General features: G+C 45.0%; 33 protein-coding genes and 1 rRNA gene. 28 read left to right on the forward strand and 6 right to left on the reverse strand.

Annotation, left to right across the window (positions count from 1 at the left end):
* Positions 1–31 precede the first annotated feature (31 nt).
* The 24 genes from minC (at position 32) to sigK (ending at position 19,154) form a co-directional block, all read left to right on the forward strand.
* Positions 32–667 (forward strand): septum site-determining protein MinC, encoded by a 636-nt coding sequence (gene minC, locus LUCIF_RS15455; protein WP_122628789.1) that lies wholly within the window; start codon positions 32–34, stop codon positions 665–667.
* Between the two features lie 13 nt (positions 668–680).
* Positions 681–1,472 carry a septum site-determining protein MinD gene (gene minD, locus LUCIF_RS15460; protein WP_122628790.1) on the forward strand — a complete coding sequence of 264 codons (792 nt, stop codon included), beginning with the start codon at positions 681–683 and terminating at the stop codon, positions 1,470–1,472.
* A 12-nt stretch (positions 1,473–1,484) separates the two neighbouring features.
* Positions 1,485–1,763 carry a cell division topological specificity factor MinE gene (gene minE, locus LUCIF_RS15465; RefSeq protein ID WP_122628791.1) on the forward strand — a complete coding sequence of 93 codons (279 nt, stop codon included), beginning with the start codon at positions 1,485–1,487 and terminating at the stop codon, positions 1,761–1,763.
* A gap of 88 nt (positions 1,764–1,851) precedes the next feature.
* Positions 1,852–2,958 (forward strand): rod shape-determining protein RodA, encoded by a 1,107-nt coding sequence (rodA, locus tag LUCIF_RS15470; RefSeq protein WP_122628792.1) that lies wholly within the window; start codon positions 1,852–1,854, stop codon positions 2,956–2,958.
* Between the two features lie 113 nt (positions 2,959–3,071).
* Positions 3,072–3,797, forward strand: coding sequence for a murein hydrolase activator EnvC family protein (locus LUCIF_RS15475; RefSeq protein WP_122628793.1), 726 nt, complete (start codon positions 3,072–3,074; stop codon positions 3,795–3,797).
* 4 nt (positions 3,798–3,801) lie between these two features.
* Positions 3,802–4,674, forward strand: a complete 873-nt coding sequence (locus LUCIF_RS15480; RefSeq protein WP_122628794.1) for a M50 family metallopeptidase — start codon at positions 3,802–3,804, stop codon at positions 4,672–4,674.
* A 111-nt stretch (positions 4,675–4,785) separates the two neighbouring features.
* Positions 4,786–6,642, forward strand: a complete 1,857-nt coding sequence (locus LUCIF_RS15485; protein WP_122628795.1) for a TIGR03960 family B12-binding radical SAM protein — start codon at positions 4,786–4,788, stop codon at positions 6,640–6,642.
* Positions 6,639–7,337 carry a TIGR03936 family radical SAM-associated protein gene (locus LUCIF_RS15490; RefSeq protein WP_122628796.1) on the forward strand — a complete coding sequence of 233 codons (699 nt, stop codon included), beginning with the start codon at positions 6,639–6,641 and terminating at the stop codon, positions 7,335–7,337. The genes LUCIF_RS15485 and LUCIF_RS15490 overlap by 4 nt, the downstream gene beginning before the upstream one ends.
* Before the next feature lie 46 nt (positions 7,338–7,383).
* The gene (locus tag LUCIF_RS15495) at positions 7,384–8,826 is read left to right on the forward strand and encodes an Rne/Rng family ribonuclease (RefSeq protein ID WP_122628797.1); all 1,443 of its coding nucleotides are present in this window, start codon (positions 7,384–7,386) and stop codon (positions 8,824–8,826) included.
* 186 nt (positions 8,827–9,012) lie between these two features.
* Positions 9,013–9,324 (forward strand): 50S ribosomal protein L21, encoded by a 312-nt coding sequence (rplU, locus tag LUCIF_RS15500; RefSeq protein WP_122628798.1) that lies wholly within the window; start codon positions 9,013–9,015, stop codon positions 9,322–9,324.
* Entirely contained in the window at positions 9,324–9,644 is a 321-nt protein-coding gene (locus LUCIF_RS15505) for a ribosomal-processing cysteine protease Prp (protein WP_122628799.1), read from the forward strand. The genes rplU and LUCIF_RS15505 overlap by 1 nt, the downstream gene beginning before the upstream one ends.
* A gap of 5 nt (positions 9,645–9,649) precedes the next feature.
* Entirely contained in the window at positions 9,650–9,943 is a 294-nt protein-coding gene (gene rpmA / locus LUCIF_RS15510; protein WP_122628800.1) for a 50S ribosomal protein L27, read from the forward strand.
* Positions 9,944–10,062: 119 nt separating this feature from the next.
* Positions 10,063–10,281 carry a Spo0B domain-containing protein gene (locus tag LUCIF_RS15515; protein WP_122628801.1) on the forward strand — a complete coding sequence of 73 codons (219 nt, stop codon included), beginning with the start codon at positions 10,063–10,065 and terminating at the stop codon, positions 10,279–10,281.
* A gap of 121 nt (positions 10,282–10,402) precedes the next feature.
* Positions 10,403–11,674, forward strand: a complete 1,272-nt coding sequence (obgE, locus tag LUCIF_RS15520) for a GTPase ObgE (RefSeq protein WP_122628802.1) — start codon at positions 10,403–10,405, stop codon at positions 11,672–11,674.
* Between the two features lie 23 nt (positions 11,675–11,697).
* Positions 11,698–11,985 (forward strand): YhbY family RNA-binding protein, encoded by a 288-nt coding sequence (locus LUCIF_RS15525; RefSeq protein ID WP_207857829.1) that lies wholly within the window; start codon positions 11,698–11,700, stop codon positions 11,983–11,985.
* 17 nt (positions 11,986–12,002) lie between these two features.
* Positions 12,003–13,130, forward strand: a complete 1,128-nt coding sequence (gene proB, locus LUCIF_RS15530; protein WP_122628804.1) for a glutamate 5-kinase — start codon at positions 12,003–12,005, stop codon at positions 13,128–13,130.
* 12 nt (positions 13,131–13,142) lie between these two features.
* Positions 13,143–14,396, forward strand: coding sequence for a glutamate-5-semialdehyde dehydrogenase (locus tag LUCIF_RS15535; RefSeq protein WP_122628805.1), 1,254 nt, complete (start codon positions 13,143–13,145; stop codon positions 14,394–14,396).
* 180 nt (positions 14,397–14,576) lie between these two features.
* Positions 14,577–14,735 carry a hypothetical protein gene (locus LUCIF_RS26140; protein WP_165866021.1) on the forward strand — a complete coding sequence of 53 codons (159 nt, stop codon included), beginning with the start codon at positions 14,577–14,579 and terminating at the stop codon, positions 14,733–14,735.
* Between the two features lie 44 nt (positions 14,736–14,779).
* Complete coding sequence (gene nadD / locus LUCIF_RS15540) at positions 14,780–15,397, forward strand: nicotinate-nucleotide adenylyltransferase (protein WP_122628806.1); 618 nt, start codon at positions 14,780–14,782, stop codon at positions 15,395–15,397.
* 85 nt (positions 15,398–15,482) lie between these two features.
* The gene (gene rbp, locus LUCIF_RS15545; protein ID WP_207857816.1) at positions 15,483–15,758 is read left to right on the forward strand and encodes an RNA-binding regulator; all 276 of its coding nucleotides are present in this window, start codon (positions 15,483–15,485) and stop codon (positions 15,756–15,758) included.
* An 89-nt stretch (positions 15,759–15,847) separates the two neighbouring features.
* Positions 15,848–16,405, forward strand: a complete 558-nt coding sequence (yqeK, locus tag LUCIF_RS15550) for a bis(5'-nucleosyl)-tetraphosphatase (symmetrical) YqeK (protein ID WP_122628807.1) — start codon at positions 15,848–15,850, stop codon at positions 16,403–16,405.
* A gap of 36 nt (positions 16,406–16,441) precedes the next feature.
* Positions 16,442–17,431 (forward strand): LCP family protein, encoded by a 990-nt coding sequence (locus tag LUCIF_RS15555; protein ID WP_122628808.1) that lies wholly within the window; start codon positions 16,442–16,444, stop codon positions 17,429–17,431.
* A gap of 142 nt (positions 17,432–17,573) precedes the next feature.
* A complete protein-coding gene (gene yyaC / locus LUCIF_RS15560) occupies positions 17,574–18,158 on the forward strand; it encodes a spore protease YyaC (RefSeq protein ID WP_122628809.1) in 585 nt (194 codons plus the stop codon).
* A gap of 294 nt (positions 18,159–18,452) precedes the next feature.
* A complete protein-coding gene (gene sigK, locus LUCIF_RS15565) occupies positions 18,453–19,154 on the forward strand; it encodes an RNA polymerase sporulation sigma factor SigK (RefSeq protein ID WP_122628810.1) in 702 nt (233 codons plus the stop codon).
* A gap of 99 nt (positions 19,155–19,253) precedes the next feature.
* Here the strand turns inward: sigK and LUCIF_RS26145 are convergent, their stop codons facing one another.
* The 5 genes from LUCIF_RS26145 to LUCIF_RS15585 all read right to left on the reverse strand — a co-directional run bounded on the left by LUCIF_RS26145 (position 19,254) and on the right by LUCIF_RS15585 (position 20,905).
* Positions 19,254–19,391 (reverse strand): hypothetical protein, encoded by a 138-nt coding sequence (locus LUCIF_RS26145; RefSeq protein WP_165866022.1) that lies wholly within the window; start codon positions 19,389–19,391, stop codon positions 19,254–19,256.
* Positions 19,392–19,399: 8 nt separating this feature from the next.
* Entirely contained in the window at positions 19,400–19,702 is a 303-nt protein-coding gene (locus LUCIF_RS15570; RefSeq protein ID WP_122628811.1) for a hypothetical protein, read from the reverse strand.
* Between the two features lie 28 nt (positions 19,703–19,730).
* Positions 19,731–20,078, reverse strand: coding sequence for a hypothetical protein (locus LUCIF_RS15575; RefSeq protein ID WP_122628812.1), 348 nt, complete (start codon positions 20,076–20,078; stop codon positions 19,731–19,733).
* Between the two features lie 4 nt (positions 20,079–20,082).
* Positions 20,083–20,370: a hypothetical protein gene (locus tag LUCIF_RS15580; RefSeq protein WP_122628813.1), complete on the reverse strand. Its 288-nt coding sequence runs from the start codon at positions 20,368–20,370 to the stop codon at positions 20,083–20,085.
* A 241-nt stretch (positions 20,371–20,611) separates the two neighbouring features.
* Complete coding sequence (locus LUCIF_RS15585) at positions 20,612–20,905, reverse strand: YciI family protein (protein WP_122628814.1); 294 nt, start codon at positions 20,903–20,905, stop codon at positions 20,612–20,614.
* Between the two features lie 118 nt (positions 20,906–21,023).
* Between LUCIF_RS15585 and LUCIF_RS15590 the strand changes: the two genes are divergently transcribed.
* The gene (locus tag LUCIF_RS15590) at positions 21,024–21,389 is read left to right on the forward strand and encodes a hypothetical protein (RefSeq protein WP_122628815.1); all 366 of its coding nucleotides are present in this window, start codon (positions 21,024–21,026) and stop codon (positions 21,387–21,389) included.
* A 67-nt stretch (positions 21,390–21,456) separates the two neighbouring features.
* Here LUCIF_RS15590 and LUCIF_RS27335 read toward each other — a convergent pair whose 3' ends face one another.
* The gene (locus LUCIF_RS27335) at positions 21,457–21,681 is read right to left on the reverse strand and encodes a DUF3795 domain-containing protein (RefSeq protein ID WP_122628816.1); all 225 of its coding nucleotides are present in this window, start codon (positions 21,679–21,681) and stop codon (positions 21,457–21,459) included.
* A gap of 617 nt (positions 21,682–22,298) precedes the next feature.
* Between LUCIF_RS27335 and LUCIF_RS15600 the strand changes: the two genes are divergently transcribed.
* From LUCIF_RS15600 to LUCIF_RS15615, 3 genes are all read left to right on the forward strand, one after another.
* A complete protein-coding gene (locus tag LUCIF_RS15600; protein ID WP_122628817.1) occupies positions 22,299–23,318 on the forward strand; it encodes a gp53-like domain-containing protein in 1,020 nt (339 codons plus the stop codon).
* Between the two features lie 202 nt (positions 23,319–23,520).
* The gene (locus tag LUCIF_RS15610; protein WP_207857825.1) at positions 23,521–24,180 is read left to right on the forward strand and encodes a phage tail protein; all 660 of its coding nucleotides are present in this window, start codon (positions 23,521–23,523) and stop codon (positions 24,178–24,180) included.
* 541 nt (positions 24,181–24,721) lie between these two features.
* A 16S ribosomal RNA gene (locus LUCIF_RS15615) occupies positions 24,722–25,047 on the forward strand; the annotation flags it as partial.

Here is a 25,047-nt window from a genome sequence, read left to right on the forward strand (position 1 = left end):
ATTTATTACATGGTAAAAAATGGGAGATAAGATGAATGAAGTGATTGCACTAAAAGGGATTCGAGATGGTTTACAGCTTACATTTAGTACATCGATGGATTTTGATTTGATCTTAGAACAACTAAGAGCAAAACTCAATTCTGCCACGGAATTTTTTACCGCCGGTACGATGATTCATGTGCCGGATGCTTCCCGTTTTTTTACTCCGGAGCAGCAGGGAAAACTGACAAATATGCTGGAGAATTATGGGCTGCGCTGGCAGGAAAGTGTGTTAGACGACAGTGAAGAATATGAGGATACACCGGACGATGAAATTGCCAAGCCGGTTCCGGGATGCGAAACGCAGGCATTGATTATTACGAAAACATTGCGGGGCGGGCAGAAGGTAATTTACGAAGGGACGGTTGTGGTGATTGGTGATGTCAATCCCGGGGCGGAAATAACCGCGGGCAGGGATATCATTGTTTTGGGCGCCTGCCGTGGCAGGGCTCATGCCGGTGCGTATGGCAACCGGCAGGCAACGATTACCGCCAATAAGCTGCTTGCCGGTCAAATCCGCATTGCCGGTCTGATTGCCAGGGCGCCCGATATTCTGGATAAGCCGGCTTATGTAGAAACTGCACGAATTATAGACGGCACGGTTATGATTGAACCAGCTAATCGATAGGAGGTACGGCAAAATGGGTGAAGTTATTGTTATTACGTCCGGAAAAGGGGGCGTAGGAAAAACGACAACAACGGCGAATTTGGGAACCGGCTTTGCATTAATGGACAAAAAAGTGGTATTGGTAGATGCTGATATTGGCTTAAGAAACTTGGATGTGGTTATGGGGCTGGAGAATCGGATTGTTTATGATTTGGTCGATGTTACGGAAGGCAATTGCCGTCTCAAACAAGCGTTAATTCGCGATAAACGGTATGAAAAATTATATCTTTTACCGGCAGCCCAAACACGGGACAAAAATGCGGTCAGTCCGGACCAAATGAAACAGTTATGCCACGACCTGGCCCAGGATTTCGATTATGTAATCATTGATTGTCCGGCAGGAATTGAACAAGGATTTAAAAATGCAATTGCCGGCGCCGACCGGGCGGTCATTGTAACTACGCCGGAGGTATCTGCCGTACGGGACGCCGACCGGATTATCGGTTTACTGGAGTCTGAGGGCAAACATAATCCAAAGCTGGTTGTAAACCGGATTCGGCCGCAAATGGTTAAAAAGGGCGATATGATGAATATTGACGATATTATAGAGATTCTGGCCGTCGACCTCCTGGGGATTATTCCGGAAGACGAATATATCGTAATTTCAACGAACCGTGGTGAACCGGCGATTGTCAATCCCGCTTCTTCCGCCAGTACAGCGTATAAGAATATTGTGCGCCGGCTAATGGGCGAAAATGTGCCCCTTATGAGCATGGACGTCAATGAAGGATTTCTCAGCCGCCTTAAAAAGGTTTTGGGATTTTAGGAGGGATGAAGGGTGTTCGATTTGATTCAGAAAATGTTTGGCAAAGAAGCAACTGGTTCCAAGGATATTGCCAAAGAACGCCTGCGGTTAGTTCTGGTGCATGACCGGGTGAATGTTTCTCCGCAGTTTATGGAAATTTTAAAAGAGGATATGATTAAAGTAATTTCCAATTACATGGAAATTAATGAGAAAGAGATGGAAGTAAATCTTACCACCACCAATTCTTCTGTGGCATTAATTGCTAACATCCCGGTTAACCGCATGAAGCGGGGGACTTTGCCGGCAGAGTGATTTGGCGTCATAAAAGGGGATGGATGGAGGTGCGGACAAATTATTATACTATATGATATGATGTTTGGGAGAAAGGTCAGGGTAAAGGATGCTTAACCGGCGCCTATTGAGAAATCTGGATGGTGTAACGATCGTCGTTACGGCGGTGATTATTCTAATTAGCTTGATGATTATCGGCAGTGCGACGCATATAAATACACCCAGTGAGGAACGTTACTGGTATGTGCAGCGCCAGGGATTGTTTGCGCTGGCTAATGTATTTATTATTTTTGTTATGCTTCATTTTGACTATAAATCTTTAAGCAAGGTTGCCAATATACTTTATGGTATCAATTTAGTTATGCTGTTAGCGGTTATGGTTATGGGACATTCTGCGCTGGGGGCCCAGCGCTGGATCCAGATTGGTCCGATTAGTTTGCAGCCGTCGGAGTTTTCTAAATTGATCATGATTATTTCGTTAGCGAATTTGCTAGATAAGAAATATGGAAAATTGAATTCATTTAAGGATATTGTTCCCATTTTTATTTATCTCGGTGTGCCGTTTTTATTGGTTCTAAAACAGCCTGACCTCGGTACTTCCCTGGTATTTTTGGCTATTTTTTTCGGTATGATTTTTATTGCGGGAATTCCGGTAAAGCATCTGATGGGAATCTTTGGTGTCGGGCTGGCTTTTATGCCTGTATTCTGGCATTTTTTGAAAGATTATCAGAAAAAACGGCTTACGGTGTTTCTAGATCCTAATGTAGACCCGTTAGGATCGGGCTATCATATTATTCAATCCAAGATCGCCATTGGGTCCGGTATGCTGTTCGGCAAGGGCTTGTTTGGCGGGACCCAAAGCCAGTTGAATTTTTTACCGGAAAATCATACAGACTTTATTTTTGCGGTAATCGGTGAAGAACTGGGATTTATTGGCGCGGCGATTATTCTGTTACTTTACTTTATTTTATTATACCGGGCCATAAAAATTGCCGGAGCGGCGCGGGACAATTTTGGTACGCTGCTGGCAGTGGGAATTACTTCGATGCTTACATTCCATGTTCTGGTTAATGTGGGTATGACGGCGGGAATTATGCCGGTAACGGGTATTCCGCTGCCTCTTATGAGCTATGGCGTCAGTTCATTAACGACGAATATGGTGAGTATAGGTATATTACTAAATATCTATATGCGTCGACAAAAAATTATGTTTTGAAGAGGACTATGGCTAGAGTGCACAGACTGCTTGTGCACTTTTTTTGTTATATTTATTCCTTCCCGGCATATACATGCAGTGAAAGCAGCGCTCTTGGCAGGGGGGGAATCAGAATGGCAAAATCCTGGAATAGCTGGAGGAACCAATGGGAGACAAAGGATCCATGGCAATACCGCCAGGAGAGGAGTCACTATGGTTGGCTACTGCGGACGGGATGGGCAATTTTTATTTTTATTGTGATTTACGCGTCCCATATATCCGATACCGCTCTCGGAGACATGACGGACCGGGCCGTAAGATACATACTTACCTATGAGACTGATTTCGGCTATATCACGCAATTGATTGAGAAAAGGTTGCCGCCGAATTTGGATATTTCCGCGTTAAAACGGGTTCAATCAGCGGTTTCCCGGCCGGCGGATCCTTTACTTTATATGAGTAAACCGGTAGACGGTCAACTAGTAGGCAAGTTTGGCTGGACGGCTGGTTCCGGGCAAAAACAGCAGAGTATCCTCGAAGGTATTAATATAGCGGCTCAAACCGGCAGCAGCGTACATGCCGTTGCTCCGGGAAAGATAAAGCTGATTACGGAAAGTGACCAGTGGGGAAGAACGGTTGTTATCGATCATGGACAGAATATCGAGACAATATATGGGTATTTAGGCGAAGTGCTGGTTACTCAAGGCGAAATGGTCAGTCAGGGACAGGTGATTGCCAGAGTCGGACCGGCAGGGACGGCGAAAAGTCCGCTATTGTATTTCGAAGTACGGGAAAACGGCAAGCCAATTGATCCGCTAACCCGCATTAAAGGGGAGTTTACCCTTCCCGAAAGGAAGTGACATTTTGCGGGCCGGAAAAGTAGCAGGTGTACAAATACTACTAAATAACTGGTTTATCTTGCTAATACTGCTATTTACCATGGCTGGACTCGGTGGCAAAGTGGCCGGCATATTTGCTTGTATCTTGTGGCATGAACTAACCCATGCAGGGATAGCTTCTCTGTTGGGGTATAAAGTAAAGGAGATTGAACTATTACCCTTTGGCGGCGTAGCCCGCATTGAGGGACTGAGTGAAGCGGGGTCTGTCCACGAAATGATGATAGCAGTCGCCGGACCACTGGCCAGTCTGGGTTTGGCGGCTTTTGTATATGTAGGGATGGTGTGGTATCCTGATTGGAATGCAACCTTGAACTATTATTTAAATGTTAATATAATGCTTTTTTTATTTAATTTGATTCCGGCGGTGCCGCTTGACGGCGGGCGCATCGTCCGTGGTTGGCTATCCAGGCATATTGGGTATGTCCGGGCTACGATATTTGTTGCTAACATCAGTAAATTAGTAAGCTTAGGTTTACTTGCCGTAGTCTGCATTGAATTTGTCATCTTTAATAATATTAATATCACTTTTATTATGGCTGCCCTGTTTCTTTATGTTGCGGCCCGGGCGGAGCTGGATCTTGCCGGCTTTCGTACAATGAGGGTATTGGCGAAAAAGAAAGCGGAATTATCCCGGCGCGGAGTTATGACAGCTTTTCATCTTACGGCACTAAAGGATGCGCCGGTACGGGATGTGATCCGGTTTTTTAGCCCGGAGCAATATTACATTGTTGAAGTATTGGATGAAAAATTTCATGTATGCGGGACATTAACCGAGACGGAGGTTTGGGAGGGTTTGCCTTTACGCGGCGTTTATGCCAGATTAGGAGATTTTTTGTAAGGTTGGCAGGACTTTTTTTACTTATACTAGAAATTTCAAAAAATATATGTTAGGATATATTACCAGTAATTTATCCATAATAGTTTTTATACTACGCAGCGGAGGTAAGGAATGATCGAACTTGATCCTGCTATATTGAATAAGGTGAACAAGCCCGGACGCTATACCGGGCATGAATGGAACAGCATCCGTAAGGATCATACCCGGGTAGAGGCCAGTATTGCACTGGCTTTTCCGGATGTTTATGAGGTTGGTATGTCCTATTTGGGATTCAAAATTTTATATCATATTTTAAATCAGCGCGACGATATCGCGGCCGAGCGGGTGTATGCCCCATGGGTGGACATGGAAGGCGAAATGCGGCAAAGACAAACTCCGTTATATTCTTTAGAAAGTTTTACACCCCTTGCCGAGTTTGATATGGTTGGTTTTACTCTCCAATATGAGATGACATATACCAATATAATCAATATGCTGGACCTGGCCCAAATTCCGAAACTGGCCAGAGACAGGGCCGAAGAGGATCCTTTGATTATTGGCGGGGGACCTTGTGCTTATAACGCGGAGCCATTAGCCGACTTTTTTGATTTTTTTCTACTCGGCGAAGGGGAAGAATCCATTCTGGAAGTGATGGATTGTTTTATTGAATGGAAACGAAGCGGGAAACCCGGCGGGCGGCCGGGTTTGTTAAAGAGGCTGGCTTTACTGGACGGAATTTATATACCCTCCTTATATGACGTAACTTACAATCCGGACGGTACGGTGGCTGCTGTTATGCCCAATTCACCGGAGGCTAAACCGGTTATTCAAAAACGCATTGTCAGGGATTTGAACCTGGTGGATTTTCCCACGAAACCGGTTGTCCCTTATATTGAAATTGTCCATGACCGGATTATGCTGGAACTCTTCCGCGGCTGTACCCGGGGCTGCCGGTTCTGCCAGGCCGGTATTTTATACCGTCCTGTACGGGAACGGCGGCCGGAAAAACTGGTGGAATTGGCCCGGCAATTAATTGATAACACGGGATATAATGAGATATCACTTGTTTCTTTAAGTTCGGCCGATTATTCCTGTTTGCACGAACTGGTGAAAACATGCCTTGAAAAGTTTCAGGATCAAGGCGTCAGTATATCGTTGCCTTCCTTGCGGATTGACAGTTTTTCCATTCAATTGGCGCAGGAAGTCCAAAAAGTGCGGAAGAGCGGATTGACGTTTGCTCCGGAAGCCGGTACGCAGCGGCTAAGGGATGTTATTAACAAAGGGGTTACGGAGCAGGATTTGGAAGATGCGGTCACCGCCGCTTTCCGGGCCGGATGGTCAACAATCAAGTTATATTTTATGATTGGGTTGCCGACCGAAACCGATGAAGATGTAGCCGGTATTGCTGAAATGGCTCATAAAGTGATCCGTTTATATAAAAATTTGCGGGGGCGCCGTGGCTGCAAGGTTACGGTTAGTGTTTCCTCTTTCGTACCGAAACCGCAAACAGCCTTCCAATGGTTTGGTCAAAATCCGGTTGCCGAATTGGAGCGCAAACAGCAAATTTTAAAGTCCCTGTTAAAAGAACGGGATATTTCTTTTCACTGGCACGATTCCCCAACCAGCTTTTTAGAGGGAATTTTTGCCCGCGGCGACCGCCGGCTTGCCGCCGTGTTGCTGAAGGCTTGGGAACTGGGCGCTAAGTTTGACGGCTGGTCGGAACATTTTAACTATGATGCCTGGCTGGAAGCTTTCCGGCAAACGGGAATGGATCCGGCCTTCTATGCCAACCGGACAAGACTGGGTAATGAATGCCTCCCCTGGGATCATCTGCATTCCGGGGTTGATAAATCCTTTTTGCAGCAGGAGTATGAGCAGGCTCTGCAGGGAGCGGCTACGCCGGATTGCCGGCGGGATACCTGCAGCGGCTGCGGTGTTTGCCAGGGATTGGGTGTTGAGGTTATTGACTGGAGGAACCAGGAATTATGACGAGAATACGTTTGGAGCTTACGAAGGGGCTTGCGGTGAGATATATTTCCCATTTGGATTATTCACGGGCTCTGGAAAGGGCCTTTCGCCGGGCCAAACTTCCTGTTGCCTATTCGGAAGGCTTTAACCCCCACATGAAAGTGGCCTTTGCTTCGGCGCTGGCAGTTGGAGTGACGAGTGATGCAGAGTACATGGACGTCGAATTGGTGGATAAAATGGATCTTGCTGCGATTCAAGAATGCCTTGCCGGACAAATGCCACCCGGTATAGCTATTAAGCAGGTAAAATATGTAGACATTCATGCTCCGGCCTTGATGGCGATTGTCAATTTGGCCCATTACCGGATTATTGTTCCGGTGGCAGAGAATACTTCCCCGGCTGATATCGAACGGAGTATGGAGCAGTTTAAAACGGCGGCTGAGATTCCTTATACCCGGATATCTCCCAAGGGAAAAAGAGAAATCAACATAAAACAGTTTCTTGGCGGCGACATGACTGCTGTCGTAGCGGACCAGACAATTGAATTGAGCTTCGACATCCGGATCACTCCTACCGGCAGTATTAAACCGGGAGAGGTTTTGGATGCGCTGGTTACTTTCTTTAAGTTGCCGGTGCGTCAGGATGGGGCCGCCATTCATCGTACGGGCTTATTCATTGCGGACGGTACTTTACGGCAAAGTCCGATGGACTTATAACGAATAGGAGTTTGCTTTAGGCAGACTCAATGAAGGGAGGAGGGACATGGGTAAAACAATTCTGATTAATGTCACTCCGGAAGAAACCCGCATGGCTTTACTGGAAAATAGTGATTTGGTGGAAGTAGCGGTTGAGCGGGCGGAAACAGGCCATATTGTCGGCAATATTTATAAGGGCAGAATAAAAAATGTTTTGCCTGGTATGCAGGCCGCTTTTATTGATATCGGCCGTGATAAAAATTCATTTTTATATGTTGGCGATCTGTTTCCAAGGGTCTCGCGACTGGCCGCAGGGGATGAAGTTTTAACCGCCGGGCAGGATATTATAATTCAGATTGTAAAAGATGCCATTGGCACCAAAGGGCCCCGCGCGACAACTCATTTGACCCTGCCGGGCCGCTATGTGGTTTTGATGCCGACCGTTGACTATATTGGCATATCCCGGCGAATTGAGTGCGATAAGGAAAGAGAGCGGTTAAAAGCAGTAGCGGAAAAGGTACGCCCGGCGGGAATGGGAATGATTGTTCGCACCATAGCGGAAGGAAAAACGGAAGATGATTTACAGCGGGATGTTTCGTATCTTCATAATTTATGGAATGCTCTGACTGCCCGGAGCAAGCGCTCTCACGCCCCTACTCTCTTATACCGGGATGTGGATCTCGTAATTCGTATCGTTAGAGACTATTTGACGGCGGATGTGTCCGAAATGGTGATTGATAACCGGGAAGCGTATGGGCGGGTATGTGATTTATTGCGCTTTACGTCCCCTGATTTTGTACCCCGGGTGCGCTTTTACCAGGGAACGGACGACCTCTTTGTGCATTATGGCATAGACGGGGAAATGGAAAAGTTACACCAGCGGCAGGTGTGGCTGAAGTGCGGCGGTTATCTCGTTATTGACCATACCGAAGCTCTAACGGTGATTGATGTAAATACGGGTAAGTTTGTCGGACAGACCAATCTGGCCGATACGGTGTTCCAGACCAATCTCCAGGCTGTGGCTGAAATTGCCAGACAGATCCGGTTGCGGGACATTGGCGGCATTATTATTATTGATTTCATTGATATGGAAAAAGACGTGCATAAAGAGGCTGTTTTAACCGCTTTGGGAGATCATTTAAAAAAGGACCGTACCAAAACCAATGTACTTGGCCTGACAGGTCTGGGACTGGTCGAAATGACCCGGAAGAAATCGCGGCAGAACCTGGATTCCCTGCTATATAGCGAATGCCCCTGCTGCTCCGGCCGGGGCCGGATTCAATCACCGGAAACGGTAGCGATTCATGTCCGCAGACATTTGCGAAAAATCAATGGTGAGTGCAAGGGCGGGGGACATATACTTATTCAGGTGCATCCGCGGGTGGCGGAAATTTTTTCGCGTCAGGATGAAATTCCCCGTTTGGAGCAGGAACTGGCACGGAGGCTGGTCGTGGAAGCGGTTCCAACTATGCATACCGAAGCCTTTTCCGTACTCTATCAGCAGGACTAGAGCTTGTAAACAGTTTAATTGACAAACAGCTTCAATTATGGTAAAATTTCAATCTGTAGGTGTGCGTGCTTTAGGCTGTACACTTCAACCGCTCAGAGAGGTTCTAAATTGAACTGCATGGTGCCGTAAGGCAGTGTGGAGCATACCGAATCTGGCGAGTCTACGTGCAGGGAGGTGTAATGTCCAGTGTATGCTATTATTGAAACAGGCGGAAAGCAATATCGCGTTGCCGAAGGTGATGTAGTTACGATTGAAAAATTGGAAATCACAGAAGGCGAAGCGGTTGAGTTTGACCGTGTATTGACTGTGGTTAAAGACGGTGAGGTTAAAATCGGCAAACCGGTTGTAACCGGGGCCAAAGTTAGCGGCAAAGTCCTGACTCATGGCAAAGATAAAAAGATTTTGGTTTTTAAATATAAAGCGAAATCGAATTATCGGAAACGTCAGGGTCATCGTCAGCCGTTTACTAAAGTTGTGATTGAAAAGATTGATGCCTAGTGATTACAATAGAAATTTTTCGCAACGAAAACCAAGGCATTACAGAATTCCGGGCAAATGGCCATGCCAATGCCGCCGAGCATGGGAAGGATATTATTTGTGCCGGAGTTGCTGCACTTACCCAAACTGCAGTAATGGGACTGGAACGATATTTAGGCCGCGATATGGAACTGGAAGTAGCGAGCGGCAATCTGGCTATGCGGCTTATAAACAGTCCGGATCATCTGTCCAATGCGATCTTGGAAACCATGTTGCTAGGATTAAAGGAAATTGCTAACATAGACCCAAAACGTGTTCAAATCAAGGAACACAGGAGGTGAGTAGGATGTTTACTTTTGATTTGCAATTGTTTGCCCATAAAAAAGGAGTAGGAAGTACCCGTAACGGCCGCGACAGTGCAGCCCAGCGTCTTGGTGTAAAGCGTCACGCCGGGCAGGTCGTAACAGCCGGCAGTATTCTGGTCCGCCAGAGAGGAACCCATTTTTACCCTGGTCACAATGTGGGCATTGGTAAAGATGATACATTGTATGCTAAGATCGCCGGGCAAGTTGCTTTTGAGCGTAAAGGCCGTGAGGACCGGCAGATTAGTGTATACCCTGTAGCGGAAGAAGCCATGTAATGGGTGCCTGCGGTATGTTGCCGCAGGCATTATTTTTTGATGAATAAACAGGATTTACCGACGGCGATGCAGAAAATCCTCAATAAATATGTTATGGTGTCTCGGAAGGATTGATAAACATGGCAAACACTGATGTATGTGATGAATTAGTTCGGTTGCTCCGGATTCAGCGGCATGATTTTATTAACCACATGCAGGTTATCCATGCCATGATTCAACTGGGAAAAACGGACCGAGCCATGAAATATATCGAAGAATTAGCCCGTGACCCGGACTTGATGTCCGATGTGATTGATAAGCATACCATACAGGAACACTGCCGGAAAGTCGGGTCTTGATACATAGTCATACAGCTCTTGGAGTACGTGCCGGGGATGATATAGCGGCTATGCCTTATAAATTTTGGCCCAAACGAGCATATTACTACAAATTGAGCAATGGAACCGAAGGGGATAAAATATGTTTATTGACAGAGCAAAGATTTTTGTTAAAGGCGGCAGCGGAGGAAACGGCATGTCCAGTTTTCGCCGGGAGAAATTTGTCCCCAAGGGGGGACCGAGCGGCGGTGACGGGGGACGGGGCGGCAATGTCGTTTTGATTGTGGATCCCAATGTGAACACATTAATGGATTTTCGCTACAAGCGTAAGTTTGTTGCTGATTCCGGAGCCAATGGGCAGAGCAGCAACATGCATGGGAAAGGGGCCGAGGATCTTTTGGTTAAGGTTCCTCCCGGCACGCTGGTGAAAGATGAGCTTACCGGCGAGATCGTTGGGGACTTGACGCGGGAGAATCAGCAATTAATTGTAGGCAACGGCGGCAGGGGAGGCCGCGGTAATGCGCGTTTTGTAACCAGTGTTCACCGGGCACCGACCTTTGCCGAAAAGGGGGAGCCCGGGAGTGAACGGTCCTTATTACTGGAATTAAAACTGCTGGCGGATGTGGGACTAGTCGGTTATCCCAGTGTGGGCAAATCCAGTATTTTGTCGCGCGTATCGGCGGCAAAACCGGAAATTGCCGCTTATCACTTTACTACCTTAACCCCGGTTCTGGGTGTGGTTAGTTTGGAGGAAGGCTCTAATTTTGTTTTAGCCGATATTCCAGGCTTGATCGAAGGCGCTCATGAAGGGGTAGGGTTGGGACATGATTTTCTCCGCCATATTGAGCGTACCAGAGTGATCATTCATGTATTGGATATTTCCGGTATTGAAGGCCGTGATCCAATTGAGGATTATCATAAAATCAATGCAGAGCTAAAATTGTATAACGAAAGGCTGGCCCAGAGACCGCAACTTATCGCCGCCAACAAAATGGATTTGCCTGACTCCCAGGCCAATTTTTCCAGGATTGCCGCTTATATGAAGCAGGAGGGGCATGAGATCTATCCGGTGTCGGCTGCTACTGGTGAAGGCTTGCCTGAATTGATGCGGCGGGCATTTAAGCTTTTGCAGGAGTATGTAGAGGAGCCGGAGGCAGTGGACGAAGTAAAGGTCTATGAGGCCAAACCGGAAGCCGGATTTACCATTCGCCGTGATGATGACGGTGCTTACGTGGTGGAGGGAAAAGATATCGAGAAGCTGGTTGCTATGATTAACTTTGAAAATGACGAGGGTGTACGCCGCTTTCAATTGATTTGGCGTCGGCTGGGAATTGATGAGGCGTTAAAAGAGCGCGGCATTCAAGAAGGCGATACGGTAAGAATCCGGGATATGGAGTTCGAATTCAGGTTATAGAGGGGACAAGGTAGTTTGATATGTTGACAGGAAAACAAAAACGCTATTTGCGTTCTATCGGCAGCACGATCGAACCGATTGTGCAAATCGGTAAGGGCGGCGTGGCCCAGCCGGTCATTGAAAGTGCAAAGGATGCATTGCTGGCCCGGGAATTAATTAAAGTTCGAGTATTACAAAACAGCCCTGAGGAACCCCCAATTGCCATTGCCTTTCTGGCGGAAAGTACGGGGGCGGAACTAGTTCAAGTCATTGGACGCAACGGCTTGCTATATAAACGGAATCAGGAAAAGCCGAAACTTGAACTGCCTTAGCGGGTGGGGGAGAGAGAATGCTGACAAGAGAAACGCTGGGAACTGCGCAACGGATTGTAGTCAAAGTAGGAACCAGTACACTGACCCATGGAACAGGAAAACTGAATTATTTGCGCATTGAAAAGCTGGTCCGGGATTTGTCCGACCTGGTGAACCAGGGTAAAGAGATCGTACTGGTTTCCTCGGGGGCGGTAGGAGCCGGAATGGACCGGCTGGGTTTGACGGAGAAGCCGAGGACCATACCGGAAAAGCAGGCTGCTGCTGCGGTTGGACAGGGAATATTGATGCATACGTACGAAAAATTTTTTGCTGAATATGGCCAGATTGTTGCGCAGGTATTGCTAACGCGGGAGGATTCGGTCAATCGAAAACGGTATGCCAATTCCCGCAATACTCTGCTTACCTTATTGCGCATGGGTGTTATCCCTGTGATTAACGAAAATGATGCGGTTGCGGTTGATGAACTCAAAATTGGCGACAATGATACCTTATCGGCAATAGTTGCCAGTATTATTGATGCGGATTTACTCATCATTTTGTCGGATGTGGACGGGGTTTATACGGAAAATCCACAGAAGAATTTCCAGGCGCAGCTTATTACGGAAATACGCGATATTACGCCGGAAATCGAATCATTATCCGGTGAGCCGGGTTCCCTGCGGGGAACCGGTGGAATGTATACCAAAATTCAGGCAGGAAAAATTGCCATTAATTCCGGCACGGTTATGGTGATTGCCTCCGGTGCCAAAGACGGTCTCATACGGGATATTTTGCAGGGAGCTCAAGTTGGTACGATTTTTTTACCCAAGGAAAATCGTCTGCACTTTCGCAAGCGATGGCTGGCTTTCGGATCACGCATTTATGGTGCCGTTACCATTGATAAAGGCTGCGAGCGGGCGCTCTTAGAAGACGGTTCCAGTCTGCTGGCTGCCGGTATTACGGCGGTGGAGGGGTGTTTTAAACAAGGCAACACGATCCGGATTAAAACTTTGGCAGGACGGGAAATCGCCCGCGGCTTAGCAAATTACAGTGCCGAGGATACGAAAAAAGTTATGGGCCGTCATACCAGTGAAATTACTTATATTCTCGGTTCCAAGCCTTATGATGAGGTGATTCACCGGGATAACATGGTCTTGTTGATATAGGGGGGGAATTGGATGGACTGCGTAAGCGAGGTAAAGGAAAAGGGACTGCGGGCCAAGCAGGCGGCCCGCAAATTGGCAACTGCATCTGCCCAGGTTAAAAATCAGGCGCTTTTGCACATGGCGGACGCGTTGGAACAGGAACGGGCAACGATTCTGGACGGAAATCGCCAGGATATGGAGAACGGAAAGGCGAATGGTCTTTCCAAGGCTTTACTGGACCGTTTGCTTTTAGACGAAACCAGGATTCATAATATGGCGGAAGGATTGAGGCAGATTGTTTCGCTTGCCGATCCCATCGGCGAAGGACTCGAAATCATACGCCGGCCGAATGGTCTTGAGATCAGCAAGGTCAGAGTGCCGTTGGGAGTTATCGGTATGATTTACGAAGCCCGGCCGAATGTCACCGTGGACGCTGCCGGCTTGTGTCTTAAATCCGGAAATGCCGTCGTTTTACGGGGAGGATCCGAGGCAATTCATTCCAATCGGGCTATTGCTAAAATTATTGCAGAGGCGGCGGTTGCCGCGGGTATACCGCAAGGCTCAATCCAGCTTATTGAGACTACGGACCGGCAAGCGGTAAATGCAATGCTTTCCTTAAACGAGTTTTTCGACGTAATTATTCCCCGGGGTGGTGCCGGACTGATCAAAACCGTTGTGGCCAACAGTTCTGTACCAGTCATTGAAACGGGAACCGGCGTATGCCATATCTTTGTGGATGAAACGGCGGACTTGGTTATGGCGGAGAACATTGCTTTTAATGCTAAAGTTTCCCGTCCGGGGGTATGCAATGCTATGGAAACCTTGCTGGTGCACAGGGCGATAGCCGGCCGTTTTCTCCCGGCCATGCTGGAAAAATATCATCACGCAGGAGTCGAACTAAGGGGTTGTCCGGAAACCAGAAGCTTTCATCCGGCTGTAAAAATGGCTGCGGAAGAAGATTGGAGCTGTGAATATCTGGATCTTATTTTAGCGGTCAAAGTGGTCGATAGTTTAGATGAGGCCCTTGAGCACATCGACTGTTACGGAACGAAGCACTCCGAGGCAATTGTTACCAATGATTATCATAACGCCCGCCGTTTTCAACAGGAAGTGGATGCTGCAGCTGTATACGTCAATGCATCCACCCGTTTTACCGACGGTTATGAATTTGGCTTTGGCGCGGAGATCGGGATCAGTACCCAAAAACTCCACGCCCGGGGGCCAATGGGGCTTAGGGAATTAACGAGTATAAAATATATGGTAGCCGGAAACGGACAAATCAGATAATAAGCAAGCAACGGCTTCCTGGCGGATGCAGGGGCCGTTGCTATGTTTTTGGTTTTTATTTGATTATTCGGTTGGAAACACGTACAATAAGAACGGAAACGGTTGGTATTTCGCTATAAATCTCATATTTCTCACCCTGAACTTATGGCGAAAATAAAACTTTTTTTGATTGAGGCGAATATGTCCAGAAAACAAGTGCTAGGCTATCTTTATGCGCTGCACAATTATCTAAAGACGGAAAAGACCAGACATGATCTGGCAGATTATTGCCGCGCTTTGGTAATTATGGGAGTTGTTATGCTGGTAGTCTGGCGATTGTTACTCTTTTTTGTCCACTGAAGCAATTCACGGTAGATTAAATTTTTGCGATGGAGAGAAACGGAATGCCGGAAAAAAAATGCAAAATCGGGATTATGGGAGGCACCTTTGACCCGATACATATTGGACATCTTGTAGTTGCCGAGGCTGTACGGCTGGAATATTTACTGGAAAAGGTTTTGTTTATTCCGGCAGGAAATCCGCCTCATAAACAAAACTTATCGGTAACTCCTGCCAGGCATCGGTATATTATGACGGTAATGGCGACCTGTTCCAATCCCCATTTTCATGTTTCCCCGCTTGAAATCGAACGGGACGGTCCATCTTACACGATTGATACCGTAATGACCTTAGTCAAGCAATATGGTACGGATACGGACTTTTATTTTATTACGGGAGTTGACACGGTACGGGATCTGCCAACCTGGAACAAGATTGATAAATTGCTGGAACTTTGCCATTTTGTTGCCGCCGCCCGTCCGGGAGGCGTCGGTACAATAGACGATATCATTAAATATTTTGGCGCTGCGGGACAGCGGCGCATTCATCGTTTGGCAACGCCGGAATTGGAGATCTCATCTACGGATATACGGGAAAGAATCAAAAGTGGACGTTCCATTAAATATATTGTTCCGGAAAATGTTGAAAACTATATCCTTAAAGAAAATTTATACCGGAATTAATTTTTTAACGCGGCCGTGCCAAATAAAGGCAGGCATAAATATCATGAATTCGCAGATAATGAGATTGAGATATTTTTTTGAATTCATGGAAAGAGAGGTGATTCCCAGAATGGCAAAAACTCTCTATGTCGGTAATTTGCCATGGTCCACGTCAGACACTGCTCTCGCGGATGCGTTTCGTCCATATGGCGCGGTGATATCAAGCAGGATTATTACAGATAAAGAAACCGGCCGGTCCAGAGGTTTTGGTTTTGTTGAGGTTGAAGATGATGATGCCGAAAAAATGATTTCTGCTATGAACGGTACTGATTTTGCCGGGCGCCAGATTGTAGTGAATGAAGCCAAACCACGTCAGGGTTAGGTGAGATGCCTCCTAAAAATAGGAGGCTTTTGTTTTTTTATAGAGGATATCATAAAATTTTGACGAATATTTGCCAAAGGTGAGAAAATATGAATTATGATGAAATGGTTGACAAACTATCGCGTATTCTTTCGCCGTCCCGCTTCAGACATTCTCTCGGAGTTAGCCGGAGTGCAGTGGAACTGGCTGAGCGATTTGGCGCAGATATCAATAAAGCACGGGTTGCCGGAATTTTGCACGATTGTGCCCGGGAGCTACCCGGCGAAACGTTATTGCAAATGGCAGAAAAATTTGGTATTGTGGTGAATGATGTCGAGTCACATAGCCCATCGCTATTACATGCTCCGGTGGGAGCAAGACTGGCCCAAGAGCAGTACGGAATTCATGATATTGCAATTTTGCAGGCTATTACGCTACATACGGTTGGCGGACCGGTGATGACTGTACTTGACCAGATTGTTTATTTAGCCGATTTTATTGAACCGGGCCGTGTGTTTCCGGGAGTGGACCAATTGCGGTTGTTAGCCGGAAAAAATTTAAGAGAGGCCGTATTGGCCGGCTATGATCAAACATTAAATTATCTGGTAGCACGGCGCGGCTTGATCCATCCGGCAACGGTAGAAGGCCGCAATGCCTTACTGGTGTGAATGTAATATGGGTTGGTTTAGAGAGAGAGGAGTAGTATGTCGGAAAATGAAAAAGTGATAGTCCGTCGGCGACGAATCCTTTGGTCCAGAGTGTTTCTGGTTTTGGTTATTTTCTTTTTGTTGATTGCCGGTATCGCCGGCATGGGGATGTATGCTTATGCTACTATTTTTCATGCTTCTACGGGTTCTTTCGCGATGCCGTTTACCGATAATCTGAATGGACATGATAAGCGGATTAATATCTTATTATTAGGGGTCGACAATGGCGACAAGGAACACCCGGGGACGTCGCGGCATTCCGATACGGTCATTGTAGCAGGTATAAACACAGCGGATGGTTCGATTCGTCTTTTATCAATACCACGGGATACAAAAGTGGATATTCCCGGACAAAAGGGTTTTGATAAAATCGCGAATGCTTTCGCCTATGGTGGCCCCGATTTGCTCGCGCGGACGGTTGAAGAGTCATTTCATATTCCGATTAATTATTATGCAGTGCTTGACTGGCAAGCCTTTGTTAAGATTGTCAATATTCTTGGCGGCGTAGATTTATATGTGGAACACGATATGAACTATGAAGATCCTTATGATAACTTAAGAATCCATCTTTTAAAAGGTTATCAGCACCTCGACGGCCTAAAAGCCGGAGAGTATGTCCGTTTCCGTCATGATGAACTGGGAGATATTGGCCGTGTTCAACGTCAACAGCGTTTTTTAAAAACATTTAGCAGCGAATTGTTCCAGTGGAAAACCCTCTTCAAAGTACCTGCATTTATTTCCGCTTATAGACAGTATATACATACCGACATTCCGGCTGTCGCCTGGGTTAAGATGGCAGTTGCCTTAAAAAGCCTTAAAGGCGGCGGTCTGTATACCGAAATGTTACCGGGCGATTTCGCTACAATTAATGGCTCAAGCTATTGGGTCGTAAATAAAGAAGAGACCAAACAGTTACTGGAAAGTATGTTTATGATTACAGATACCAAAGTAAGTGAAATATCGCATGGTCATACAAAAAACAATTAAACGAAGATTGAGAATGGGATAAAAAATGAGAACAGTCATCGATAACGGCAGAACAATTTATTGTCTGCCTAATTTTTTTGGTCGTATAAAGGAAACAATAGGGGCATAAAAATAAGTAACCATATTCGTGAGGAGAAAGGGAATGGGCAAACAAAACGACCAAAAACTGACTGTTCATTTTAGTGAAACAGCCATTCAGGCCAAGCTATGCGATTATTTGATATACTTGCTGAATCGGCAGGAAGGTTTCAACATTCGACCTATGGTAATCCTATGTATCGGCTCGGACCGTTATACCGGTGACGCTCTGGGCCCTCTTATCGGCTCTTATTTGGAAGAACATATTGATTGTATTGTATATGGAACATTAGAGAGCCCCGTTCATGCCGGTAATTTGGTGGAAACAGTCAACTTAATTCAATATCAGTATCATCACCCCATTGTTGTGGCGATTGATGCGTGTTTGGGCAGAACCAATGAGGTTGGCAATATTGAGATGTGGGAGGGTGGTATTGAAGCCGGAATTGCAGTAGGCAACAGGCTGCCGTGTGTGGGCAGCATATCGGTTATCGGTGTAGTTAATGCCGGCGGTCAACTGGGATACTTGGATTTACAGAGCACGCCGCTTTCTATTGTGATTAAACTTAGTAAAATTATAGGGAATGTATTAATTGAGGCCATAAAAATAATCCGAAGAAAAACGGAAATAAGAACCAGTTCAGGTTAGGCTGTTATTCCCCGAACAGCCGGTCCCACATCATGTATAACAGGACCAGTGCTGAAACGAAGATAATTCCCAGGTCGCCAATATAGTTGCCCATAATTAATCATCCTCCTTATTTGTAGGTTTTATGGATTCGTTAACATTATTATGCGATGATCCTCTTTATAAAAAGATTATAAACGATGGCCGCCAGGTTTACCACCGCAAAGGGTAAAAAGTAAAAAAATTGAACAGGCACATTTCGACGCTAAACCCCATACAATGAAGCGACAGATTAGTCGGGGGGTGAAGCGCTAGGTGTCTTTTTTTATCACATTGTTAGTGTCGGTAGTTAAAGGAATTACCCTGCTCGTTTCCTATATAGCCAATAATACCTTCCCATTGCCGCTTTCCGAAAAGGAAGAACAATTGTATTTAGACAAATTAAAAAACGGTGATGAAAACGCAAAAAATATTTTAATTGAGCGCAATCTACGTTTAGTAGCACACATTGTGAAAAAATTTGATAATACCGGTGAAGATGTTGATGATTTAATTTCGATCGGTACGATCGGCCTTATTAAGGCAATCAATACGTTTGATTTGGCTAAAAAAATCCGGTTAGCAACCTATGCCGCCCGCTGTATTGAAAACGAGATCTTAATGCATTTAAGGAGTACCCGCCGCACACGGGCTGAGGTCAGTTTATATGATCCGATTGGAGTTGACAAGGAGGGAAATGAAATCACCCTGATCGATGTTTTGGGAACGGCTCCGGATGTGGTGGCTGAAGCGGTGGAGAATCAATGCGAAAAAGACCGGCTGAATAAACAAATTAATCGACTGAATAACCGGGAAAAGTGGGTATTGGAGATGCGGTTCGGGATGCCGGGCGGCGGACGCAAAACGCAGCGGGATATCGCCCGCATGCTTGGGATCTCCCGCTCTTATGTGTCACGTATCGAGAAACGGGCAATCGGCAAGCTTTGCAAAAACTTTACCTCGGAAGATTTTAAATAGTCTACAAAATTGGGCGGGTGCAATCCCGCCTATTAACTTATAATGGTAAACGCCCCGGATGGGCATAAATAAAGCCACAGCTTGCTGCGGCTTTTAAGCTTATACCGGTTTACGCATTAAAGTTCTTAATTTTACCTCATGTTCACCGGCGATTTCATATACTGATTTCAAATCTTCTTTTATTTTTGCTTCTGACTCAGAAATATTTTCTCTTATTTCAGTACGCATGGCATCCATTTCATCAATTAAATGAGTGCGAACTTCGGCCAAGTCTTCTTTGGTTGCTGCTTTGGCATTAAAAGTGTGATCATTTTTTCAGTCCGTTTGGCAAATTCTTTACTGGCCGTATTTATTTTCAAGGCATTTATTTCTGATTCCGCTTTTTCGTTAGATAATGTAATCATACTGGTTAGCTGCTGAAAACCACCATTAACCTTGTTTTCAAGGTTGTCCATTCGCTGGCTCAATTCTTCCGTAACGGCATTATTATGGCCAACCAGCTGAATCAATTGCTCCATCATTTTTTCGAGAGGGTCATCTTTCTTCACTCATTGGTCTTCTCACTTCCAAGTCGTGCTATTTTACCCGCTTAAAGATGATTTCATCATAAATGGTGACTTTGGCTTCGATACGGTCAAGCTGGGCTTGCTGTGCGGCTTGTCCTTCGGCTAAAGCCTTAATAGCGGGGCGGAGTTCATTTTCAATATTGAGTAATGACTTAGTAGCTTTTTGGTCAACTAATTCTACTTTTTTGTCAACGGCGGTTATCTTCTTATCAAGCTTATCAAATTGTTCAAGCGTAAACTGCTGGAACGCTACGAGTTGTTGAGCCAGGGCAGATAATTGCTCCATAGCGGATTTTTGAAACTTATCGTTCTGTTCAAACTTTTCCAATACCTGTCTTTGAAATTCTTCATTGGTCATAATATCACGCTCCTCTTTTAAGCCCCTGTATTTCAGCCTCTTGGTGAGTAGTACGGGTGGCCAGTACATCAAGCATATTTGCGTGACGGGATAATGTTTTTTTGATATTATCAACTTTATCGCTTAACAGGGTGACCATGCTGGTTAACTGCTGAAAACCGCTGTCAACTTTGCTTTCAAGGTTATCCATCCGTGTTTCTAGTTTGTCCATTCGAACGGCATTGTTATGGCCAACCATCTGAATCAACTGTTCCAGCATTTTTTCGAGACGGTCAAATCTTTCTTCACTCATGATATTACAACCTAACATTTATATTTAATATTTAATTATTAGAATATGTGTTCCCTGTTATACCAGTTCGATTGATATTTGATTCGTGTAGTTTCGTGTAATTTAAGACACAAAAAGACCATAGTCAGATAAGTTCCTGACCTTATACTCGTTCCATTAATGAAAGTTTATTCTATTATATCAAACCATAAAATTTCTTTCTATAATTACGATATGGATTGGACATTTATTTTTAATGTTTTTAATGTTTATCTATAAAACACTTAAAATTAGGGTCATATTTAGTTGGAATAAATTCAATCGTCTCATACTCTGCAACTTTATGAATATAAAAAGGATCTTCTTTTAATATAGAATGTAATTCCCTCTCCGAGTCAACATTAACCAATATTACACCGCCAATTCTCGGATTTCTCCGGCCAGAAAAAATAAATTTTGATTTCTTATATTGATGTTCCAAGAATTTAATATGACCCGGCAGTAAAGCATCAATTTCCTCCAAGGGTTTTACATACTTTAATAGCACAATAAACATGAAAATAACCTCCATTTATGAATGATTGGACGTTTTGTTGTTTTACACAATGAAATTTTTTCGGACGTTAACTGTATGGTAAAATATAGATATTGAATTGTGAAAGGAAAGATAGAACATGGAGAATATCAAGCTCTATTGGATAAGCCTAATTATTCCGGCGGTTGTATTTGCCCCGAATTTATTATGGCTTTTATTTCCGCTAATCAATATGCCTGCGGCAGAAGAGAGAAAAGAACCGATTACTCTAACTATTCTTGAAGATATGGGACGTGTCGGTGTAATTATTATTCCTTTGTTTTATCCAATTGGTGTAGATGCTGCGGGCCAATCTTGCTTGGTTGCTATGATAGTATTGCTTCTCATCTATTATGCTAGGTGGTTCCCGTTTCCACCTCCGCCGATACCCGGTAAATCCGGGCTATTTTTTTTACCGTTAAACCGGAATCTCTCATTCCGAAGAAGTCGATTTATTTCTTCCTGAGTTTTCAGCCTGTAAGCTCCGTTCATTCCATACTTTATTCCCTTTTTCTGGTTTGCCAAAAGCCTGTTTATAAAACTGTCTTGCCGAAATCTTTAATATACTGCAAGAATCCTAATGCCTGACCTCTGTTTTCATCAACAAAACGTCCCTGATCACACGGGAAAGAGGGACACTCCCAGCAGCCGTTATACCCATTTTTTAAGCAGCAAGTTCGGTGGTAACAGCGTTCTTTATCACATTTATCTTCTAAATTTAATCGGAGCCTTACACGAACAATCACGAATATGGTCACAGAGGCCGCAGACCAATCCGCAAAATGCTATGCTATTCTGTAATTTTGGTTCTTCCATGCCGTTACCTCCATTTTGCTCTAATGCAATATGTGTACAACCAGGATATATGTTCGGTGAAAGGGACAAAAAATATTAACGGCCTTATGAGTCGCTCCGTTAATACATTTGCTGGCGTTTAAACTGATCCCTATTGAAACGAAAATAATCATCTCATTATATTTTACAACTAAATTTTGTTAAAAGCTATTGATAACAAACTATGTTGTAATGATGTAAAACATAAATAACTAAGGCCAAAATCAAAATCCGACAAGTAAATAACACTTTAAAAACGCATTTATTAAATAGGAGGTGTTAAATCTTGGGCCGTTCCAGAGCCGGGAAGATTATCTGGCATTTGATAAGATCCAGGACTTTGAAGTTATGTCTTTCTCTGTATAAAGTAAGGTTGCCCCTGCCGTAAGGTGGGGGCTTTAAATTTATGTGGATTTGGCCGTTAAAAAAAGAAGCTTGTATGAATGTATATAAGTGAAGACCGATATACGGGAGAAAAATAGAGTACCAGGTCCTTGGTGATATCGGTTTAGATATTGTTTGAAGGAAGGTTGTGTTTTTTATGGCTAGAACAGTATGCTGTCCGGAGGAAGTTATCGTTGTTTCAAAGGGAAAGGAGGATACCGGAAGACTGGTTGCGCTGGGCGATGGCGGGAAATTTGACACAAGTGTGATTCCCGTAATTGATGATTTGCAAACTCAGATTACAGCGGAAGTTGCCGCGCGGAAAGAAGCAGACGAACAACTACAAGCGAATATTGACGCAGAAGCCACGGCGCGGACTAATGCCGATGCCAAGCTGCAAGCAAATATTGATGCAGAGGTTAGCGCCAGGGCGGCTGCCGACAAAGACTTGCAGACGCAGATTGATATATTAAAAGGAGAAAACGCCTTTTCGAATGTGCTGGTAAATGGGACAACCATTGCAGCAGCCAGTGCGACAGATACTATCGAGTTGGCAGCAGGGACTAATATTGCGCTAACTGCAGATGCTGCGAACAAGAAAGTCGTGATTGCAGTTGACGGCAAGGTTGCGAGTGCAGCGTCAGCGGATACGGCTGCAGCTTGTACCGGTAATGCGGCAACGGCGACTCAGTTAGCAACAGCGAGGACGATTAGTTTAACGGGTGATGCCGCCGGTTCTTTGTCCTTCGATGGCAGTGCTGATGAAAGCGCCGCGTTAACTCTTGCCGATTCAGGCGTAACAGCAGGAAACTATACCAATGCAAGTATAACTATAGACGCAAAAGGGAGAGTAACGGCGGCCAGCAGTGGTTCTTCTGGTGTATATATTGTTGCCGAATCCTTGGGGACGAATGGTTATCGGAAATGGTCAGATGGGATGATTGAGCAGTGGGGCTATCAAGCATCTACTAACAATCAGTTTTCTTTTCCAATGGCATTTCCGAATGCTTGTCTAAATTTTATAGCTAGTAATGCAGATTCTCAAGGCGCTTGTGTAGACAATGCTTTCGGGTATCCAGTAAGCAATTCTAAATTTTTCCTGGCTACCAAGCAGTCTGCCGTCAGTGGTAATGGTATCTCAGGCTACCCTTGCTACTGGACAGCAAAAGGATATTAAGGGATTTCAAGTCCAAATAATAATGCAGGCGGTGTTCGCCTGCATAACCAGCATTATGGGCATGGTAACATGCCGCCTTATATCGTGCTTAACTATTGCATCAAATATTAAAATTTTGAAAATCCCGGTGGCTTCGGCTACCGGGATTCTAATTTTTTTGCAAAAAGGCGGATTTAGCCGTTTAAATAAGATAATGGAATGAATGTATATAAGTGAAAGCCGATATGCGGGAAACACACATCAATTAAAAGTTCATTGCTATATCGGTTTTAATAAAAAATTGAAAGGTTGTGCAACAATGGCGAGAACATTTACTTGTAACGAAGAAATTATCGTAGTATCAAAAGGTGCAGAAGATACAGGAAAGCTTGCGATGCTTGGCTATGGCGGTAAGTTTGATCCAAGTGTTATTCCGGAAATACAACCAAGTATTCCTGCGGGGGTAGTAATGCATTTTGCGGCGGCAACACCGCCTAAAGGTTGGTTAAAGGCGGATGGATCAGCTATAGCCAGAACTGATTATGCGGATCTTTTTGCTGTAGTTGGGACGGCATTCGGAACCGGTGACGGTAGTACGACGTTTAATTTACCTGATTTACGTGGGGAGTTCATCCGCGGTTTTGATGATGGGCGCGGTGTAGATAGCAGTCGTGTGTTGGGTAGTAATCAGAGTGATGCCTTTGCATCTCATACGCACCCGTATTATTACATGACGCCAGAAATTCCTTCTGATGGTGATTATGGTGTACCAGGCAACAGTACTGGAACTCATCGACAGAAAACTAGCCTGGATACCAGCGCTAGTGGCGGATCGGAAACCCGTCCCCGCAATGTCGCCTTACTAGTCTGCATTAAATATTAGGATAATTGGTCCATTCCTAAGCCTTTGATAAGAACAGGACTTTGAAGTTATGTCTTTTCCTATATAAAGCAGATTTGACCCCGTCGAAAGGCGGGGTCTTTTTGTTATAATATATACTATAAAGGTGACTTATTAATATTCCCTAAAATACATATAACAATAAAGTGTTAATGAAATCACCCTGATCGACATTTCAGCAATAAACATTTTAAATTAGATTTGACATGTTAATCATATCATGGTACTATATAAAAGTCGCCAAAAACAGCGACAAAAAATACCAAAGCGAAAGCAGTTGACAAACAGCCACGGCTTTGGTAAGATATGAACTTGTCGGTCGTCAGCCAAGAACGACGGCGACGAAAAAAAAGTTGACACGGTGAAAGAAACGTGATAAACTGTAAAGGCTGTTCTTTGAAAACTAAACAATGTAAGGTGAAAAGCCAGATGTGCGGACAGGTATTACGGAAGTAATACCGTCAAAAAAACAACCAAGAATTCTTTAATTCATAAAGAGCCATCAAGGTTCTTCAATAAAACATTATTGGAGAGTTTGATCCTGGCTCAGGACGAACGCTGGCGGCGTGCCTAACACATGCAAGTCGAACGGAGGTTTCAGCAATGGAACCTTAGTGGCGAACGGGTGAGTAACGCGTAGATAACCTGCCTTTTAGTTGGGGACAACACCTCGAAAGGGGTGCTAATACCGAATGAGCAGTCCGTGCCGCATGGCAAGGACAGGAAAGACGGCCTCTGAACATGCTGTCGCTAAAAGAAGGGTCTGCGTCTGATTAGCTGGTTGGTGAGGTAAGAGCTCACCAAGGCGACGATCAGTAGCCGGTCTGAGAGGATGAACGGCCACACTGG

This window comes from Allolucifera butyrica (assembly GCF_900476375.1).
GTDB classification, from domain to species: Bacteria; Bacillota; Negativicutes; order Sporomusales; family UPPP01; genus Lucifera; species Lucifera butyrica.